Origin of the sequence: Micromonospora sp. NBRC 101691 (assembly GCF_030269285.1) — a bacterium.
GTDB lineage: Bacteria > Actinomycetota > Actinomycetes > Mycobacteriales > Micromonosporaceae > Micromonospora > Micromonospora echinospora.
The window spans coordinates 126327-141884 of sequence record NZ_BSTB01000006.1; the positions used below are offsets into that span (position 1 = coordinate 126327).

The 15558-nt window shown below is 73.2% G+C and carries 13 protein-coding genes; 4 read left to right on the forward strand and 9 right to left on the reverse strand.

Going from position 1 to position 15558, the window contains the following annotated elements; translation table 11 throughout:
- Positions 1-16 precede the first annotated feature (16 nt).
- The 4 genes from QSK20_RS12455 to QSK20_RS12470 all read left to right on the forward strand — a co-directional run bounded on the left by QSK20_RS12455 (position 17) and on the right by QSK20_RS12470 (position 4652).
- Positions 17-1330, forward strand: coding sequence for an aminotransferase family protein (locus QSK20_RS12455; RefSeq protein ID WP_285788763.1), 1314 nt, complete (start codon positions 17-19; stop codon positions 1328-1330).
- A 45-nt stretch (positions 1331-1375) separates the two neighbouring features.
- On the forward strand, positions 1376-2641 hold the full coding sequence (locus QSK20_RS12460; protein ID WP_285788764.1) for a PLP-dependent aminotransferase family protein: 1266 nt from the start codon (positions 1376-1378) through the stop codon (positions 2639-2641).
- Complete coding sequence (locus QSK20_RS12465) at positions 2638-3948, forward strand: thymidine phosphorylase (RefSeq protein ID WP_285788765.1); 1311 nt, start codon at positions 2638-2640, stop codon at positions 3946-3948. The genes QSK20_RS12460 and QSK20_RS12465 overlap by 4 nt, the downstream gene beginning before the upstream one ends.
- A 251-nt stretch (positions 3949-4199) precedes the next feature.
- A complete protein-coding gene (locus tag QSK20_RS12470; protein WP_285788766.1) occupies positions 4200-4652 on the forward strand; it encodes a hypothetical protein in 453 nt (150 codons plus the stop codon).
- A 114-nt stretch (positions 4653-4766) separates the two neighbouring features.
- Here QSK20_RS12470 and QSK20_RS12475 read toward each other — a convergent pair whose 3' ends face one another.
- From QSK20_RS12475 to QSK20_RS12515, 9 genes are read right to left on the reverse strand one after another with little or no spacing between them, the layout of a single operon-like run.
- Positions 4767-6038 carry a condensation domain-containing protein gene (locus QSK20_RS12475; protein ID WP_285788767.1) on the reverse strand — a complete coding sequence of 424 codons (1272 nt, stop codon included), beginning with the start codon at positions 6036-6038 and terminating at the stop codon, positions 4767-4769.
- Positions 6028-8310, reverse strand: a complete 2283-nt coding sequence (locus tag QSK20_RS12480; protein ID WP_285788768.1) for a lantibiotic dehydratase — start codon at positions 8308-8310, stop codon at positions 6028-6030. Before QSK20_RS12480 ends, QSK20_RS12475 begins: the two co-directional genes overlap by 11 nt.
- Positions 8300-10588: a lantibiotic dehydratase gene (locus QSK20_RS12485; protein ID WP_285788769.1), complete on the reverse strand. Its 2289-nt coding sequence runs from the start codon at positions 10586-10588 to the stop codon at positions 8300-8302. Before QSK20_RS12485 ends, QSK20_RS12480 begins: the two co-directional genes overlap by 11 nt.
- Positions 10589-10604: 16 nt before the next feature.
- Positions 10605-11156: an AAA family ATPase gene (locus tag QSK20_RS12490; RefSeq protein ID WP_285788770.1), complete on the reverse strand. Its 552-nt coding sequence runs from the start codon at positions 11154-11156 to the stop codon at positions 10605-10607.
- 12 nt (positions 11157-11168) lie between these two features.
- On the reverse strand, positions 11169-11975 hold the full coding sequence (locus QSK20_RS12495) for an ABC transporter permease (protein WP_285788771.1): 807 nt from the start codon (positions 11973-11975) through the stop codon (positions 11169-11171).
- On the reverse strand, positions 11972-12742 hold the full coding sequence (locus QSK20_RS12500; protein ID WP_285788772.1) for an ABC transporter permease: 771 nt from the start codon (positions 12740-12742) through the stop codon (positions 11972-11974). The genes QSK20_RS12495 and QSK20_RS12500 overlap by 4 nt, the downstream gene beginning before the upstream one ends.
- Entirely contained in the window at positions 12739-13692 is a 954-nt protein-coding gene (locus QSK20_RS12505) for an ABC transporter ATP-binding protein (protein WP_285788773.1), read from the reverse strand. Before QSK20_RS12505 ends, QSK20_RS12500 begins: the two co-directional genes overlap by 4 nt.
- Positions 13693-13720: 28 nt before the next feature.
- Positions 13721-14290 carry a hypothetical protein gene (locus QSK20_RS12510; RefSeq protein WP_285788774.1) on the reverse strand — a complete coding sequence of 190 codons (570 nt, stop codon included), beginning with the start codon at positions 14288-14290 and terminating at the stop codon, positions 13721-13723.
- A complete protein-coding gene (locus QSK20_RS12515; RefSeq protein ID WP_285788775.1) occupies positions 14287-15531 on the reverse strand; it encodes a type III PLP-dependent enzyme domain-containing protein in 1245 nt (414 codons plus the stop codon). Before QSK20_RS12515 ends, QSK20_RS12510 begins: the two co-directional genes overlap by 4 nt.
- Positions 15532-15558: the final 27 nt, after the last annotated feature.

Sequence of the window (15558 nt, forward strand, 5' to 3'; positions counted from 1 at the left end):
AACAGGGGTGCACGCAATGTTCGCGAGTCACATGTGGCGGCCCTGGTCGCCCGTCGCCAGCCCGGCCCACCCGTTGACCCTGGTGCAGGGGGAGGGCAACCGGGTGCGCGACACCGAGGGCGTGTGGTACCTGGACGGGATCGCCGGTGCGCTGAACGCCTCCTGCGGCCACGGCCATCCCCGGCTGATCGAGGCCGCCCGACGGCAGATGGCCCGCCTGGCGCACTACGACCTGGTCAACGCCGCCCATCCGCCCGCCGAACGGCTCACCGAACGGCTGGCCGCGCTGCTGCCCGGCGGCCTCGGGCAGACCCTGCTGGTCAACAGCGGCTCGGAGGCCACCGAGGCCGCCGTCCGGATCGCCCTGGACTACTGGCGCAACGTCGGTGAGCCCCGCGACCGCGTGGTCACCTTCGCCACCGGCTACCACGGTTCGACCGCGCTGGCGCTCGCGCTCTCCGGCCTGCCCTACACCCACAGCGGTTGGGCCGACCCGTTCCCGGTCCACCGGGTGGCGCTGCCCGGCACCGCGCGCTCGGCGCGGACCGCCGCCGACGGCGCAACGCTGGCCGCCCGCTTCGCCGAGGCGTTCGCGGCGGGCCCGCCACCCGCCGCGGTGCTGGTGGAACCGCTGCTCAACGTCGGCGGCGGCATCGTCCTGCCGCCCGGACTGCTGGCCCGGATCCGGGCGCTGTGCGACCAGTACGGCACGCTCCTCGTCGTCGACGAGGTGTTCTGCGGCTTCGGCCGCACCGGACGCATGTTCGGCTTCGACCACGACGGGACCACCCCCGACATCGTCACGACGAGCAAGGGCATCAGCGGCGGCTACGTCCCGCTCGGCGCGGTCACCACCACCGACGCGATCAAGCAGTCGTTCCACGCCGAGCCGCTGCTGCGGGGACTGCGCTACGGGCACACCACCGGCGGGCACGCGGTCGCCGCCGCCGTCGCGCTGGCCGTCCTCGACGTGGTGGCGGAGGAGGGCCTGGTCGCCAACGCGGCGACCCGGGGAGCGCGGCTGCTCGACCGGCTCGACCCGCTGCTGGCGTACCCGGACGTGGTGGACGTGCGGGGTCTCGGCCTGGTGGTCACGGTGGAGACCGCGAGCCCCGAGACGGCCTCGGCGGTCCTGCTCGGCGCCCGCGCCGGTGGTCTGCTGGTCCGCCAGCAGGGTCCCTGCGTGATGGTCATTCCGCCGCTGACCCTCACCGCGGCCGAGACCGAACAGCTCGCCGACACGCTCCTGACCGCCTTCGACCAGGTGTGCGGTCCGGCCGCCGTGCTGCCGGCACCGGTCGCCGCCGGCCGGGTCGACGACCCGAGGTAGGCGACACTGTCCACGTCGCACCTCAACGCCGCGGGCTTCCCGGACGTGCCGTGCGTCCGGTACTACCGCACCATCCGGGCGGGCGTCACCGGCCCGTGCCGCCAGCTCGGCTACGGGGTGAACCGCCGACCGGTGCCGGCCTCGGTCACCCGGTGCCTGAGCCGGCTCTACGCCGACGTCGTCGCCCACCGGGTGGTCGAGTACGACGACGCCGGACTGGTTCCCGCCCGGACCCTCGTCGGTGAGCTCCTCGGCTGGTACCTGGACATCGAACCGCTCCCCGCCGAGCAGGTCGTGCTCTTCCACGGCAGCACCGAGGCGATCAGCGTCGCCTGCGAGTACGCCGCGCACCGGGGCGTGCAGCCGGTGCTGCCGATCCCCAACTACTACTCCTTCGAGCACTCGCTGTCCCGCTACGGCGCGGTCGAGCCGGTCTACTACGGCACCGACGGGCAACTCGACCGACCGATCCCGGCGGGGCGGCGGCGTCTGCTGGTCGACGTCGCGCCCAACGGCGTGCTCGGGTCCTGGCTGTGGCCCCCGCCGCCGGTCGGTGCCGACGACCTCGCCCTGATCGACGTGCCCTTCTCGCTGCCGCAGTTCGGCCGCGTCGACGACTTCCGCGCGGTGCTGCACCGCAAGATGACCGCGTACCCCCGGTGGCTGCTCTGCATGACGCCGTCCAAGGACCTGTCGGTCCCCGGCCTCCGGGTCGGCTTCGTCGCCGGCACCGAACCGGGGTTCGTCGAGTTCGCCACCGCGGTCCGGTTCGAGCGGGGCTACTCGGTGAACGCCGCGGTCGCGCTGGTGGCGGCGGTGCACCTCGGGCTGCTCCTGCTCGCCCTCGCCGCGCCCGTCGACCGGGAGCGGACGGCCGCCCGGCTGCGGGAGATGTTCGACCGGCACGGGGTTCCGTTCCTCGACCACGAGGAGGAGACGGCGTTCCTCGCGGAGATGCAGACGGCGACCGCGCACTTCGCCCGCAACATCGACCTGCTCGACGGGTCCGGACTGTTCGCGCCGCTGACCGGGGCGGCCCGGCCGGTGGCGGGTTACTCCACGTTCCGCTGGCTGACCCGGCCGTTCACCTCACCCGACGCGTGGACCCGCTGGGTCAACCAGCTCGGGCGCGCCGGACTGAAGGTCAACCCGAACTACCTCTTCGGGGCGGATCCCGCGCACTGGCAGCGGCTCTACCCGGACCGGTACGGCATCCGGCTCAACATCTCCGTGCCGGCCACCGAACTGCGGGACAACCTGCGGTTCCTGCGCCGGGCACTGGACGCACGAGAACAGGAGGCAGTCCGATGACACTCGGCGTGCTGGACGTGATCGCCGCGAAACGGCGCGGCGAGCGGCTCCCGGCGGAGGCGATCGCCCTGGTGGTCGACGGCTACGTCCGGGGCGACGTGCCGGACTACCAGATGGCGGCGTGGCTGATGGCGGTGGCCTGTCGGGGCATGGACTTCGACGAGGTCGTCGCGCTCACCCGGGTGTACGTCGACAGCGGCGAACGGTTGGACCTGCGCGGGTTCGACCGGGTCGTCGACAAGCACAGTACCGGCGGCGTGGGCGACAAGACCACAGTGGTCGTCGCGCCGGCGCTGGCGGCGCTGGGTGTCCCGGTGGCCAAGATGAGCGGCCGGGGGCTGGACTTCGCCGGTGGCACCCTCGACAAGCTGGAGGCCATCCCGGGTCTGCGGGTCGGCCTCGACTCCGACCGGATCCGGACGGTGCTCGCCGAGGTCGGCATGGTCGTGGTCGAGCAGTCGGCGCGTCTCGTCCCCGCCGACGGGGCCACCTACGCGTTGCGCGACGTCACCGGGACCGTCGAGAGCCTGCCGCTGATCGCCGCGAGCATCATGAGCAAGAAGATCGCGGCCGGGACGAACGGCGTCGTGCTCGACGTCAAGTTCGGCGGTGGCGCGCTCACCGGCGACCTGGCCAGCGCCACCGAACTGGCCACCCTGATGATCGAGATCGGGGCCGCGTTCGGGCTGCGCTGCCATGCCGTGATCAGCGACATGGACCAGCCGCTGGGCTGGTCGGCGGGGAACGCCCTGGAGATCCGGGAGGCGGTGGACGTGCTCCGGGGATCGGAGGTGCCGGGGCTCACCGAGCTGTGCGTCACCCTGGCCACCGAGGCGGTGCTGCTCTCCGGTGCCGAGACCGACCAGGACCGGGCCCGCGAGCAGGTCCGCGCGGTGCTGGCCGACGGCCGGGCCCGCGCGGCGTTCCGGCGCTGGGTGGCCGCCCAGGGCGGGGATCCCGCCGTGGTGGACGATCCGCGACGGCTGCCCGCCACCCCGCACGCCGACCTGGTGACCGCGGAGCGCAGCGGCTGGGTGCGGGCGGTCGACGCCCGCGCGATCGGCACGCTGGCGCTGCGGTTGGGGGCCGGCCGGCAGGTCAAGAGCGCGCCGATCGACCACGCCGTCGGGGTGACCCTGCACAAGCGGGTCGGTGACCGGGTCGTCGCCGGTGAGCCCCTGGCGCAGGTGCACCACCGGGGTGCCGGGCCGGTGCCGGTGGACCGGGCGCGGGCCGCGTTCACCATCGTGCCGGAGCGGGTGCCGTCCACGCCGACCGTGCGCAGCGTGCTCCGTCCGCCCCGTTGAGCCGCCCCACCTGTCTCCCTTTTGGGTTCTATGTACTGGCTTGCGCGCTTCGAAGGGCCGAGTCCCTACCTGCTGAGGAAGCCAGTCGACAGCCGGGAGAGGACAGGTTATTGACATTCCGGAATTGCTGATCTCGCCCTGTTCGTAGCATCGACGCCACTGGTCAGGTCGCACGAACAATGAAGGGAGCAACCGTGACTGAGCAATTCTCGCATTCACCTCGGCGTCGTCGGGCGATTCTCGCGGGCGCGTTGAGCCTGCTGCTGGCGGTCGTCGGCGTGGGAGCGTTCACCGCCGTGGCCACCGCCAAGCCATCTGCGGTCACCAGCAAGAACGCGGCGGCGGTGCCTGCTGGTGTCTTCGCGCAGGGGGTCGGTGTCCAGGCGGTTCCGGGCAACTGGACCCTCGCTTTCGACTGGTACTGCGACGGCAGCTACAGCACCAGCCCGATCGTTTTCAACGCCAATGGAACGTGGAGTGACGGCTCCGGTTACTCGGGGCCGTGGGTCTCCGTCGCCGGAATGCTGACCTTCACGTTCAACAATTCGGAGACGACATATTCCGGTGTCGTCGCCAGCCGGTCGGTCACCGGCATCCAGACCACCTTCACCGGACTCAGCGGGTGCTTCTACATGATCCAGGGCGGCGCGCTGTCCGCGGCCGGCATGCACGACGACCGCCGCGACGCGGCCGGCAGGTCCTGACCCGACAGACGCCCGTAGCTGTGCCCTGAGGGCCAGCCGGGGTGGTGTTCACCGGCCCGGGTACGCGATCACCGCGTGCCCGGGCCGGTCCCGGCGCCCGAGCGTCCGGCCGCCTCAGCCGCCGGTGAGGACCAGGTCGACCGTCCGCCCCAGCACCCGGTCCATCCCGTCGGCGTCGAAGGCCGCCGGGTTGACCTGTGCGGTCAGGTGCACCCCGCGCGCGTTGCGCACCCAGTCGACGAAGCAGGTCGTGCCGAGCGTCGGGTAGATGGGCTCGCCGACGGCGGCGTACAGGTCGATCCAGCGCATGCCCAGCCCGGCCAGGTGCAGGTCACGTTCCGGGCGGGCGGTGTAGACGCCGAGCACGCACTGGGCCACCGGCCCGTTGTCGACCAGACCCTCCTGCCAGATCCGGTCGACCGGACGCAGCGGCAACGCGTGGTCGACGGTCTCCAACAGCCGGTCCTGGAGCGCACCGACCCGCGCCGCCAGCGTCCCGTCCCCGGCCGGGGCGCGGTGCACCGGGATGCCGTGCGAGAACAGGCCGGGCGTGCGCAGGTAGCCCGGCAGGCAGCGGCCGTGCGAGTTGGTGACCAGGCCGGTGTGCGCCACCCCGGACACCTCGCTGAACGCCTGGAGCAGCGCCTCGGCGGCCAGGGCGAACTCGGTCACGCCGTGCGCCGCCCAGGTGGCCGTCATCGGCCCGGCGACCTCGGGGGGAATGTGCCGACGCAGCTCCACGGCGGGCCCGTTGCCGGCGTCCGGGTCGCCGAACGGGCAGCGTGGCGGGTACGGCCCCGACTCCTCCCGGACACCCCGCCAGTACGCGGCCCGCCGCTCGCCCCAGGCGCCGGCCAGTGCGGCCCGCTGCCCGGCCGCGAAGTCGGCGTACGGCCGGGCGGGCGCCTGCGGCGCGAGTCGCCGGTCCGGGGTGGCGACGGCGGCGGCGTACAGGTCGGTGACGGTGCGCAGCACCAGCCCGATGGAGAGTCCGTCCATGACCAGGTGGTCGAGCGCGATCCCCAACAGGTGCCGGTCCGGTCCGAGCCGGGTCAGCACCACCCGCCACAGCGGCGGGTCGTCCCGCACGAAGCGCTGCCGCAGCGCCGCCAGCATCTCCCGGCGGACGTCCTCCTCCGGCCCCTCCGGTACGACCTCCCACCGCACGCGGGCCTCGTCGACGGTCCGGGCGCCGGTCGACGGATAGCCGCGACGCAGCACGTCGTGGCGTTCGGCCGCCCCGTGCAGCGCCGCCTCCAGCGCCCGGCGGTCGAGCGGCCCGGTCACCTCCCAGGCCGAGGAGACCACGGTCGGCGAGCCGTACGGCTGCCCGGCCAGGGAGCCCAGCCACGACTCCTCCTGAAGGGACACGACCTCACCGGACATCGGCGTCCTCCGTATCGCTCAGGTCCTGTAGGACGAATCGGAACTCGCTGGTCCGGGTCCGGCCGTCCGGCCCGGTGAGCCAGAGACCGTCGAAGTCGGGCAGCATCTCCTGCACCCCGACCATCGCCTCCGGCCGGTCGGCGACCCTGCGCAGCTGCCGGACGACGTTGTACCCGGTGACCCAGCTCGTCGCGTCGCAGAAGACCGGCTTCGGCTCGCCCGGCACCCGGACGAACGAGTAGCGGGGCAGCCCCCGCGCACGGAAGAAGCCGGCCAGGTCGATCTTGGTGGGCGACGTCTTCAGCAGCGGCGCGAACTCCCGCACCGGCAGGCGCCAGCCCTCGCGGCGCACCACCAGCCGGTCGATGCGGACGCGGGGCGAGTGGTCGGCGTCGGGGAAGAGCGACAGGACGTTGTAGAACGCCAGGGACAGGAACTCGCCGAGGAACTCGGTCAGCGGGGCCACCGCCCGTCCGGTCCGGTCGACCACCACCACCGTGTCGTCCCGCTCGGCGACGCGCAGGTCGACGCAGGACAGCTTCGGTACCGACGCGGGCAGCATCGTGCGTGACCACAACGTCCAGTACCGGTGCTTCCCGGGCAGGTACGCCGCCGGCGGCGGCGCGGTCCGGGGCGAGCGCCGGGGCGTCGGCGGGAGGGCGGGCACGAAGCGTTCCGCCGGGGTGGCCGCGTCGACCAGGGCCTCCAAGCGGCCCGGCTCGGGTTGGTTGTCCAGGCAGAAGCGGTAGTCCAGCGGGTTGACCGTCGCGTGCACCTCGCCCAGCACCCACAGGTGCTCGTCGCCCCGACGGGCGAGCATCACGTCCGCGCTGTGCGTGCGCGCCGCCGACCAGCCGGCGCGGGGCGCCCGGAAGGCCGCCCGCCAGCGCTCGCGGAGCGCGGCACTGTGGTGGACCCGGGAGCCGTCCGACGCCTCGGCGCCCGGTTCGGCCGCCAGCAGGTCGGCGACCATCCCGTGGATCTCGGCCGTGACGCCGCGGTGGATTCGACCCGGCCGACGGTCGTCCAGCTCGGGCAGCAGGTCGTCGAAGACCGCCTCCAGCGACGGGTCCCGCCGCAGGAGCGCGCGCGCCCGGTCCTCGATCCCGGCGGCCAGCCGCCAGCTGGCGTACCGGCAGGTCTCCATCAGCATCTCCAGCGGGCCGTCCAGCTCCGCCACGGCCCGCGCGCCGACGGTCGCGTCCCAGTCCACGGTGACGTCGTGGTAGAGCAGCTCCCGGCTGTTCGGGTTGATGCGCTTGCGGATCGAGCGGTCGACGCCGGCCACCGCCTCGAAGGACTCGGCCAGCGCGTTGCCGGCCCGCCAGACCCCGGTGGCGTCACCGGCGGCGGCGCGGACGTCGCGACGTAGCCGGGTCAGATCGCGCAGCTGCTCCCGCAGGCGGTGGCCCGGCTCCACCGGCAGGCGGGCCAGCTGCGCGTCGAGCAGCGCCTCGGAGCCGCCGACCATCGGCACGTCGAAGCCCCAGTGCAGGCACCCGGCGCGCTGGAGCGTGTCGAGCACGTCGGTCAGCCGTCGCCGGTCCCAGTGCGGGCCGCCGGCCGCGCGGACGGTCCCGAGCAGCTCGTCGGCGTGCCCGACCTCGCCCAGGCACGTCATCACCAGGTGCTCGTCGGCGGTGAGCGGGTGCGGTCCCCGTCGGGGGCGGACGAACGTGTCGTCCCGGAGCAGCCCGGCCTGGTCGACGGTGACCGGCAGGTGCCACCGGACCTCCGGGTCGGCCTCCCACGCCCGGGCCAGGGCGGTCAGCGCCCACGGTTCGAAGTCGGCGGTGTGCCGGACCCGCTCGCCCCGCCCGGCGACCTCCACGACCAGGTCGCGGTCCCGGTCGACGTGGGCCCAGCCGATCGGGCCGAAGAATCCGATGGTCTCGTTCTTCGTCGTGTAGCGCTGGAGGTAGGACCCGAGGATCAGCAGCTTGTCCCGGTAGTAGTAGGGCGTCCGGGAGTCGGGCACGCCCTCGGTGGCGTACCGGCCCAGCCACCGGTTGACCATGTCCGGGTTCTGCCAGCACAACGCCTCCAGCAGCCAGGGGTCACCGGCGGACCGGGCGAGCAGCTCGCGCAGCCCGCCCCCGTCGTGCCGCGCCTGTTCGGCCGAGGAGAGGAACTCCCGGAGCCGCTCGGCGGGGCAGCCGGCGGAACGCAGTTGGACGATCGGCCACATGCCCCAGTTCCGGCCGACCGGGACGAGGGAACCCCGGGCTCCCGCCCCCGGCTGCTCCCGTACCGGGACGGTCTCAGCGGACACCGTCGCCTCCCGCCCGCTGGAGGTCCTGGAGGACGAACCGGAACTCGCTGGTCCGGGTCCGGTCGTCCGGACCGGTGAGCCAGAGGTCGTCGAAGTCGGGCAGCATCTCCTGCACCTTGACCATCGCCTCCGGCCGGTCGGCGACCTTACGGACCAGACGGACCACGTTGTGCGTGGTGACCCAGCTCCGGGCGTCGCAGAAGACCGGTTTCGGTTCGCCCGGCACCCGGACGAACGAGTAGCGGGGCAGCCCCCGCGCGCGGAGGAAGCCGGCCATCTCCACCCGGCTGGGCGGCGCGGAGAGCAGCGGCGCGAACTCCCGCACCGGGATCCGCCGGTACGCGCGCTGCACCACCAGGTCGTCGATGCGGACCCGGGGCGACCGGTCGGCGTCGGGAAAGAGCGACAGCGTGTTGTAGAGCGCCAACGACAGGAACTCGCCGAGGAACTCGGTCAGCCGGGTCACCACCTGCCCGGTGGCGTCGAGCACCACCACCGTGCCGTCCCGCTCGGCCACCCGAAGGTCCACGCAGGACAGTTTCGGCACCGCCGCCGGCATCGACGTCCGTGGCCACAACGTCCAGTAGCGGTGCTTCTCCGGCAGGTACGCCGCCGGTGGCGGGGCGGTCCGGGGGGAGAGGCGCGGGGTGGGCGGCACGGCCGCGATGAACCGGTCCGGCGGGGTGGCCGCGTCGATCAGCGCCTCCAACCGGCCCGGCTCGGGCTGGTTCTCCAGGCAGAACCGGTAGTCCAGCGGGTTGATCGTGGTGTGCAGCTCGCCCAGCACCCACAGGTGCTCGTCACCCCGCTGGGCGAGCATGATGTCCGTGCTGTGCAGCTCGGCCGCCGACCAGCCCGCCCGGGGCGCCGCGAAGGCCGTCCGCCAGCGCTCGCGCAGCGCGGCGCTGCGGTACACCAGCGACCCGTCCGGCGCCTCGACGCCCGGCTCCGCCGCCAGCAGGTCGGCGACGATCTGCCGTACCTCGGCCATGACGTCCCGGACCACCCGGCCGGGGCGGCGGTCGTTCAGCTCCGGCAGCAACTCGTCGAAGACCGCCTCCAGGGACGGGTCCCGGCGCAGCGCCACCCGGGCCCGTTCCTCGATCCCGGTGGCGAACCGCCAGCTGGCGTACCGGCAGGTCTCCATGAGCAGTTCCAGCGGACCCGCCAGCCCCGCGACCGCCCGCGCGCCGAGAGTCGCGTCCCAGTCGACGGTGACGTCGTGGTAGAGCAGCTCCCGGCAGTCGGGGTTGACCCGCTTCTGGACCGAGCGGTCCACCCCCGAGATCGTCTCGAACGACTCGGCCAGGGCGTTGGTGGCCCGCCAGACCGCGGTGGCGTCACCGGCGGCGTCGCAGACGTCCCGCCGCAGCCGGCTCAGCCGGTGCAGGTCGTCCCGCAGGCGGCCACGCGGCCCCTCCGGCACGCGCGCCAGTTGGGCGTCGAGGACCTCCTCGGACCCGCCCACCACCGTGACGTCGAAGCCCCAGTGCAGACACTCGGCGCGCTGGAGCGCGTCGAGCACGCCGGTCAGCCGGGCCCGGTCCCACTCCGGCCCGTCGGCGGCGCGTACCGCGTCGAGCAGCTCGTCGGCGTACCCCGAACCACCCAGGTGGCGCAGCACCAGGCGCTGGTCGCCGGTGAGCGGGTGCGGTCCCCGCCGGGGGCGGACGAACGTGTCGTCCCGGAGCGCCCCGGCCTGGTTGACGACGACCGGCAGGTGCCACCGCACCTCCGGGTCGGCCTCCCAGGCGCGGGCGAGCGCGGTCAGCGCCCACGGTTCGAAGTACGTGGTGTGCCGGACCCGTTCCCCCTTCCCGCCGACCTCGACGAGCAGGTCCCGGCCGGGATCGAGGTGGGCCCAGGCGATCGGGCCGAAGAATCCGATGGTCTCGTTCCGCGTCGCGTAGCGCTGGAGGTAGACGCCGAGGGTGAGCAGCTTGCCCCGGTAGTAGGTGGGGCGCTTGGTGCCGCCGACCCCCTCGGTGGCGTACCGGCCGAGCCAGGAGTTGACGATGGTCGGGTTCTGCCAGCACATCGCCTCCAGCAGCCACGGGTCGGTGGCGAACCGTTCGACCACCTCGCGCAGCCCGCTCCCGGTGTGCTGCTGCTCCTCGGCCGCGGCGAGGAAGTCCCGCAGCTGCTCCGCCGCGTGACCGGCGGAGCGCAGGAGGACGACCGGCCACAGGCCCCAGTTCCGACCGATCGGGACGAGGGTGTCCCGGGCACCGGGCGCGGTGACCGCCTCCGGCCCGCCGTCGTCGAGAACGTCGACCATCAGGTCCGCTCCTTCGCTAGTGGTGTCTGCCGGCCGTCACCCAGTCGGTGATCTCCGCCGCCAGGGTGTCGGGGTCGGTGACGCCCGAGTCCAGGAACCGGGTGCCGTCCGGCAGGTGCGTCCGAGCCGCCCGGCACCGGTCGACCTGGTCCAGCCGCCACCGGCGGACCTCCGCGTCGTGCACCGGGTCGGTCGGGTCGATGACCTGGGCGGTGATCCGGGACCGCAGGATCCGCTCGTCGACGTCCAGCCAGACGTGCCGGACGTCCTCGCCGCCGTCGACCAGCCCGCCGACGATCTCCGTCAGGTAGGCGGGGACGACCAGGGTCATCGGCACGATCAGCGTGCTGCCGTAGAGCCGGCGGATCTCCGTCAGGGTGAACCGGGTCAGGCTCCGCCAGATCGGCAGGTCCTGGAAGTCACCGGTGGGCGGGGCCGGCACGAGCCGGCGCAACGCGAAGCCGACCTCCTCGGGGTCCACCACCAGGCTGCCCGGCAGCAGCGCGGCCAGCTTCTCGCTGAGCGTGGTCTTCCCCGCCCCGAACGGTCCGTTGAGCCAGATGATCACTTGTTCTCCGTGTCAGTCGGTGAAGTCGACGGACGCCTCCCGGCGTCCGCTGCGGTCGTAGTGCCGGAAGGCCAGCGCCGCCACGACCAGCCACCCGGCGGCGATGACCGACTCGGTCACCGCGAGCCGGGCCACCCCGGCGGTCGGCCCCTGCGCCAGCAGGTCGCGTACGGCCGCCAGGCCGTGGGTGAGCGGCAGCACCTCCGCCAGCCAGGAGACCGGCGCGGGCCAGAAGGTGGTCGGCACCTGCACGCCGGTGAGCACCATCAGGCAGAGCCCGCCCAGGCTCGCGATCAGGGCACGCAGCGACACGGTCCGCAGCGCCAACGCACCCAGGAGCAGCCCGAAGCAGTACGTCGACACCCCGACGAGCACGATCAGCGGGACGGCGAGCAGGGCGGTCGGCATCGGCAGCGGCACTCCGAAGGCGGGGGAGAGCAGGAACAGCGAGAGCGCGCCGACGCCGATGCCGTCCAGCAGCCACAGCATGCTGCGGCCGGCGAACACCGTGAACGGGCCGGTCGGGGACGCCACCAGCAGCGGCAGCGTGCCGAGCAGCCGTTCCCAGGAGGTCGAGTTGACCACCTGGATCGCGGTGTTCGCCACCATGAAGACCGAGTTGCCGACGATCAGGTAGCCCACCTTGTCCGGGGCGTCGAGCAGCCGGCCCAGCAGTGCGAAGAGGCTCACCTGGCACAGGATGCGGACCAGCCAGATGAAGGTCCAGGACCGCCAGGTGTAGATGGCCCGCAGGTCGGCCAGGGCGCTGAGCACCGCGTACCGCAGGACCCGGAGATGGTCACGGAGGATGCCGCTCACGCGTACCCCACCGTTCCCGTGCTCCGGAGCCGTCTCATGATCCACTCGATCGTCCAGTAGCCGACCGCGAACGCGGCCGCGCCCAGGACGAGCAGGACCGCCAGCCGGGCCGGCACGTCCCGCACGGCCGCCGGGGCGAGACAGTCCCGCAGCAGCTCGGCGGACCAGGAGAGGAAGACCACCCTGGTCAGCGGCTGCAACCACTCCGGCAGGAAGGTGACCGGGACGAGCGCACCGCCGAGCACGTAGAAGGGGTACGTCAGCGAACTCTTCAGGGTCAGCGCCCACCGGCCCAGCACGAAGACCCCGGCCAGCGCCGTCGCGGTGCCCACCACGGCGGCGGTGGTGCAGACCACGGTGAGCAGGAAGACCAGCGGATGGTGGATCTCGACGGTCACCCCGAACACCGCCCAGCCCACCATGGCCGACTCGACCAACCCGATCTGGCTGATCACGGTGACCGCGGTGATCCGACCGAGCAGCACGACCACCAGCGGCGCGGGGGTGGCGACCGCGGCCTCCAGGATGCCGTTGCGCCGGTCGCCCTCGATGGTGCCGCCCGAGATGTTCACCGCCATCGACCACAGCGACATCGCGCCCGACCCGACGATCGCGTACGGGGCCAGGTCGCGGCGGCCGGACTCGACCATCACCGCCAGGAAGGCGATGGTGAACAGCGGCAACGTCACCAGCACCATCAGGTCGTTGACGGACCGCCACACGTGGTTCACCTGGAACCGGACCGCCGCCCAGAACAACGCGATCAACGGATCCCCAGCCCCCGGTCCCCGACCACGTGCAGGTAGACCTCCTCCAGCGACGGCCGGCCGGTGGAGAGCCGGGTGACCCCGGCGTCGACCAGGATCCGTAGCACCTCGCCGGCCGCGCCGGGCGCGTCGGTCTCCACCCGCACCACCCCGCTGGGCAGCACGCTGACGCTCACCACCCCGGACACGGTCCGCAGCAGCTCCACCGTGCGGGCCGGCACGCCCTCGGCGGTGACCCGCTCGTACGTGGAGAGCCAGCCGCCGATGGTGCGCGGGTCCTCGGTGGTGACCAGCCGTCCGCCGTCGACGAGCGACACCCGGTCACAGACCGCCTCCGCCTCGGCCATGTCGTGCGTGGTGAGCAGGACGGTGCGCCCCTCGGCCCGGACCTCGCCGACCAGCACCCGGAACTCGCGGGCGGCCACCGGATCCATGCCGACGGTCGGCTCGTCCAGGATGACCACCTGCGGGTTCCCGACCAGGCCCCGCGCCAGGTGCAGCCGCTGCTTCATCCCGCGCGAGAACGTCTCCACCCGCTCGCCGGCCCGGTCGGCCAGCCCCACCCGCTCCAGCAGGGCGGCCACCCGCACCCTGGCGGAGGCGGTGGGCTGGCGGTACAGCGCCGACCAGTACATCAGGTTCTGGCGGGCGGTGAGCCGCCCGTACAGGCCGCGTTCCCCGCCGAAGGCGATGCCGATGCGCCGCCGGGCGGCGGCGGTGTCGGTCACCACGTCGTGACCGTCCACCCGGGCCGTGCCGGACGTGGGCAGCAGCACCGTCGACAGGATCTTGCACAGGGTCGTCTTGCCCGCGCCGTTCGGTCCGAGCAGCCCGTGGATCTCACCCCGGCCGATGCTCAGGGTGAGCCGGTCCAGGGCGGTACGGGGCTCGCCCCGCGCGCCCCGGTACACCCGGGTGAGATCGCAGATCTCGACCGCGTTCCCGCTCATGCCCGTGGTCCGCGCCGGTGCGTGTCGGTCACCGGGAGGTGTCCAGCGCCGCGCCGGCCACCAGGTGCAGCCGCAGGTCCCGGGCACCGTTGAGCGCGGTGTGCACCTCGGTGGTGTTCAGCAGGTAGGCGTTGCCGTCGGTGGGCACCCGGAAGACCTCGTTGCGCTCGACGAAGACGAACGCCGCGTGCTCGCTGCTCCGGATCGCCACGTGCAGCCGGGCGGTGTCGTCGCGGTGCACCGAGTAGCAGGTCCGCGCGGTCAACGCCATCAGCCGGGTCCGGAACACCGGGAACGGGAACCGCGCCACGACCTCCTCGAAGTAGGTGCCCCGCAGCTCGGGGACCAGCTGGTCGTACTCGGTCTCCGGGGCGATGTCCTTCTCCTGGTAGCAGGACTCGTACCAGGGGTCCGACGAGCCCGCGCGCATCTGGACGGCGAGCTGCTGGGTCTGGTCGAAGATCAGCGGACGGTGGGTCAGCAGCTCGTCGGCGGCCTTGGCGAGTTCGTCGACGTCGAGATCGAGGTCGATCCGACCGACCAGACCGGTGCCGCCGTCCTCCTCGTCGGCCGAGACGATCCAGTTCATGTGGCTCATGGCGCCTCCTGCCATCCGTTGGCGTCGAAGATGTACTGCTGCGGCAGCGGGATCTGCCCGAACGTCCGGCCGTGGACCAGCGTGTACGACCCGAAGGAGCTGACCGCCAGGCGGTCGCCCACCCGGGGCAGCCGGCCGGTCGGGCGGTGCCGCTCGGTGCGCCGCAGCCGGTCGTTCTCGTACAGCGCCGGGCCGTGGACGTCGCCGACGAACTCCCAGGGCTCGCCCCCGTCGAGCACGTGCACGGTGGCGAAGGTCCACGGGGCGACGTTCCACGGGGACGCGGCGACGGTGACCGCGTGCCGGGCCGGGTCGACGTCCAGCACCTCGGTGACCAGGTACGCGCTGTCCAGCAGCAGCGCGGAGCCCGGCTCCGTCCAGCACCGCAACCGTCTGCCGAGCGGTCCGGCCGCCGCGTCGAACACCTCGCCGACCCGCTTGAACGCCTCCGGCAGCGCGGACGGGTTCCGGGACAGCGCCAGGAAACCGCCGCCCAGGTTGATCTCGCGGACGTCGGGGAACGCGGAGGCCAGCAGCACGCCCAACCGGGCCCGGTACTCCAGGCTGCGGGCCACGTCGGCCGAGAGCGCCTCGCCGGTGTGCACCCGGATCCGTTCCACCGTCAACGGCGAGCGCGCGACCCGCTCCAGCCCGTTCCGGTCGAGTTCGATGCCGAACCTGCTCACCACGTCGAACGTCGACGGGTGCCGCAGCCGTTCGGGCAGGCGTACCCGGGCCCGGAAACCGACCGGCTCGACGGTGCCGCGTTCCTCCAGCTGGCTGAACTGGAGGGGCGACTGGACGTCCAGCAGCACCCCGTCGCGGAGCAGTCGGTCCAGGTCCGGCGGGCGGAACGCCGGGCCGGTCGCGGTGACCGTGTCGAAGCCCACCGACCGGGCGAGCCTCACCTCACCCGGGGACTGCGCGTCGGCGAGCAGGCCCATCCCGGCCAGGATCGACAGGACGGTCCGGTTGGCGCAGGCCTTGAGCCCGACGGCGAGCCCGATGCCGTGTTCGGCCAGCGCCTGTTGGACGAACCCCACGTGGCGGCGCACGTTCGCGGCGTCCCACAGCACGAAGGAGGTCTCCGGCACCGCCAGCGCGGTTTCGACGAAGGTCGGGTCCAGCGATCCGCCCGGCGGCACGAAGACCGCGTCCCGGGGCGCGGCCACCAGCCACCCGCCGGCCTCCTCCGCGAGGCCGTGGAGCCGGTCCGCCAGCTCGTCCCAGACCGTCGTCACGTCGGTCGACCTCCCTCGGCGCTGGTG

What these genes read in the sequence shown, in the direction of transcription:
- QSK20_RS12510 (WP_285788774.1), bottom strand. Translation starts at nt 14,290, where the DNA reads ATGAGCCACATGAACTGGATCGTCTCGGCCGACGAGGAGGACGGCGGC.
- QSK20_RS12485 (WP_285788769.1), bottom strand. Translation starts at nt 10,588, where the DNA reads ATGGTCGACGTTCTCGACGACGGCGGGCCGGAGGCGGTCACCGCGCCC.
- QSK20_RS12505 (WP_285788773.1), bottom strand. Translation starts at nt 13,692, where the DNA reads ATGAGCGGGAACGCGGTCGAGATCTGCGATCTCACCCGGGTGTACCGG.
- QSK20_RS12455 (WP_285788763.1), top strand. Translation starts at nt 17, where the DNA reads ATGTTCGCGAGTCACATGTGGCGGCCCTGGTCGCCCGTCGCCAGCCCG.
- QSK20_RS12475 (WP_285788767.1), bottom strand. Translation starts at nt 6,038, where the DNA reads ATGTCCGGTGAGGTCGTGTCCCTTCAGGAGGAGTCGTGGCTGGGCTCC.
- QSK20_RS12465 (WP_285788765.1), top strand. Translation starts at nt 2,638, where the DNA reads ATGACACTCGGCGTGCTGGACGTGATCGCCGCGAAACGGCGCGGCGAG.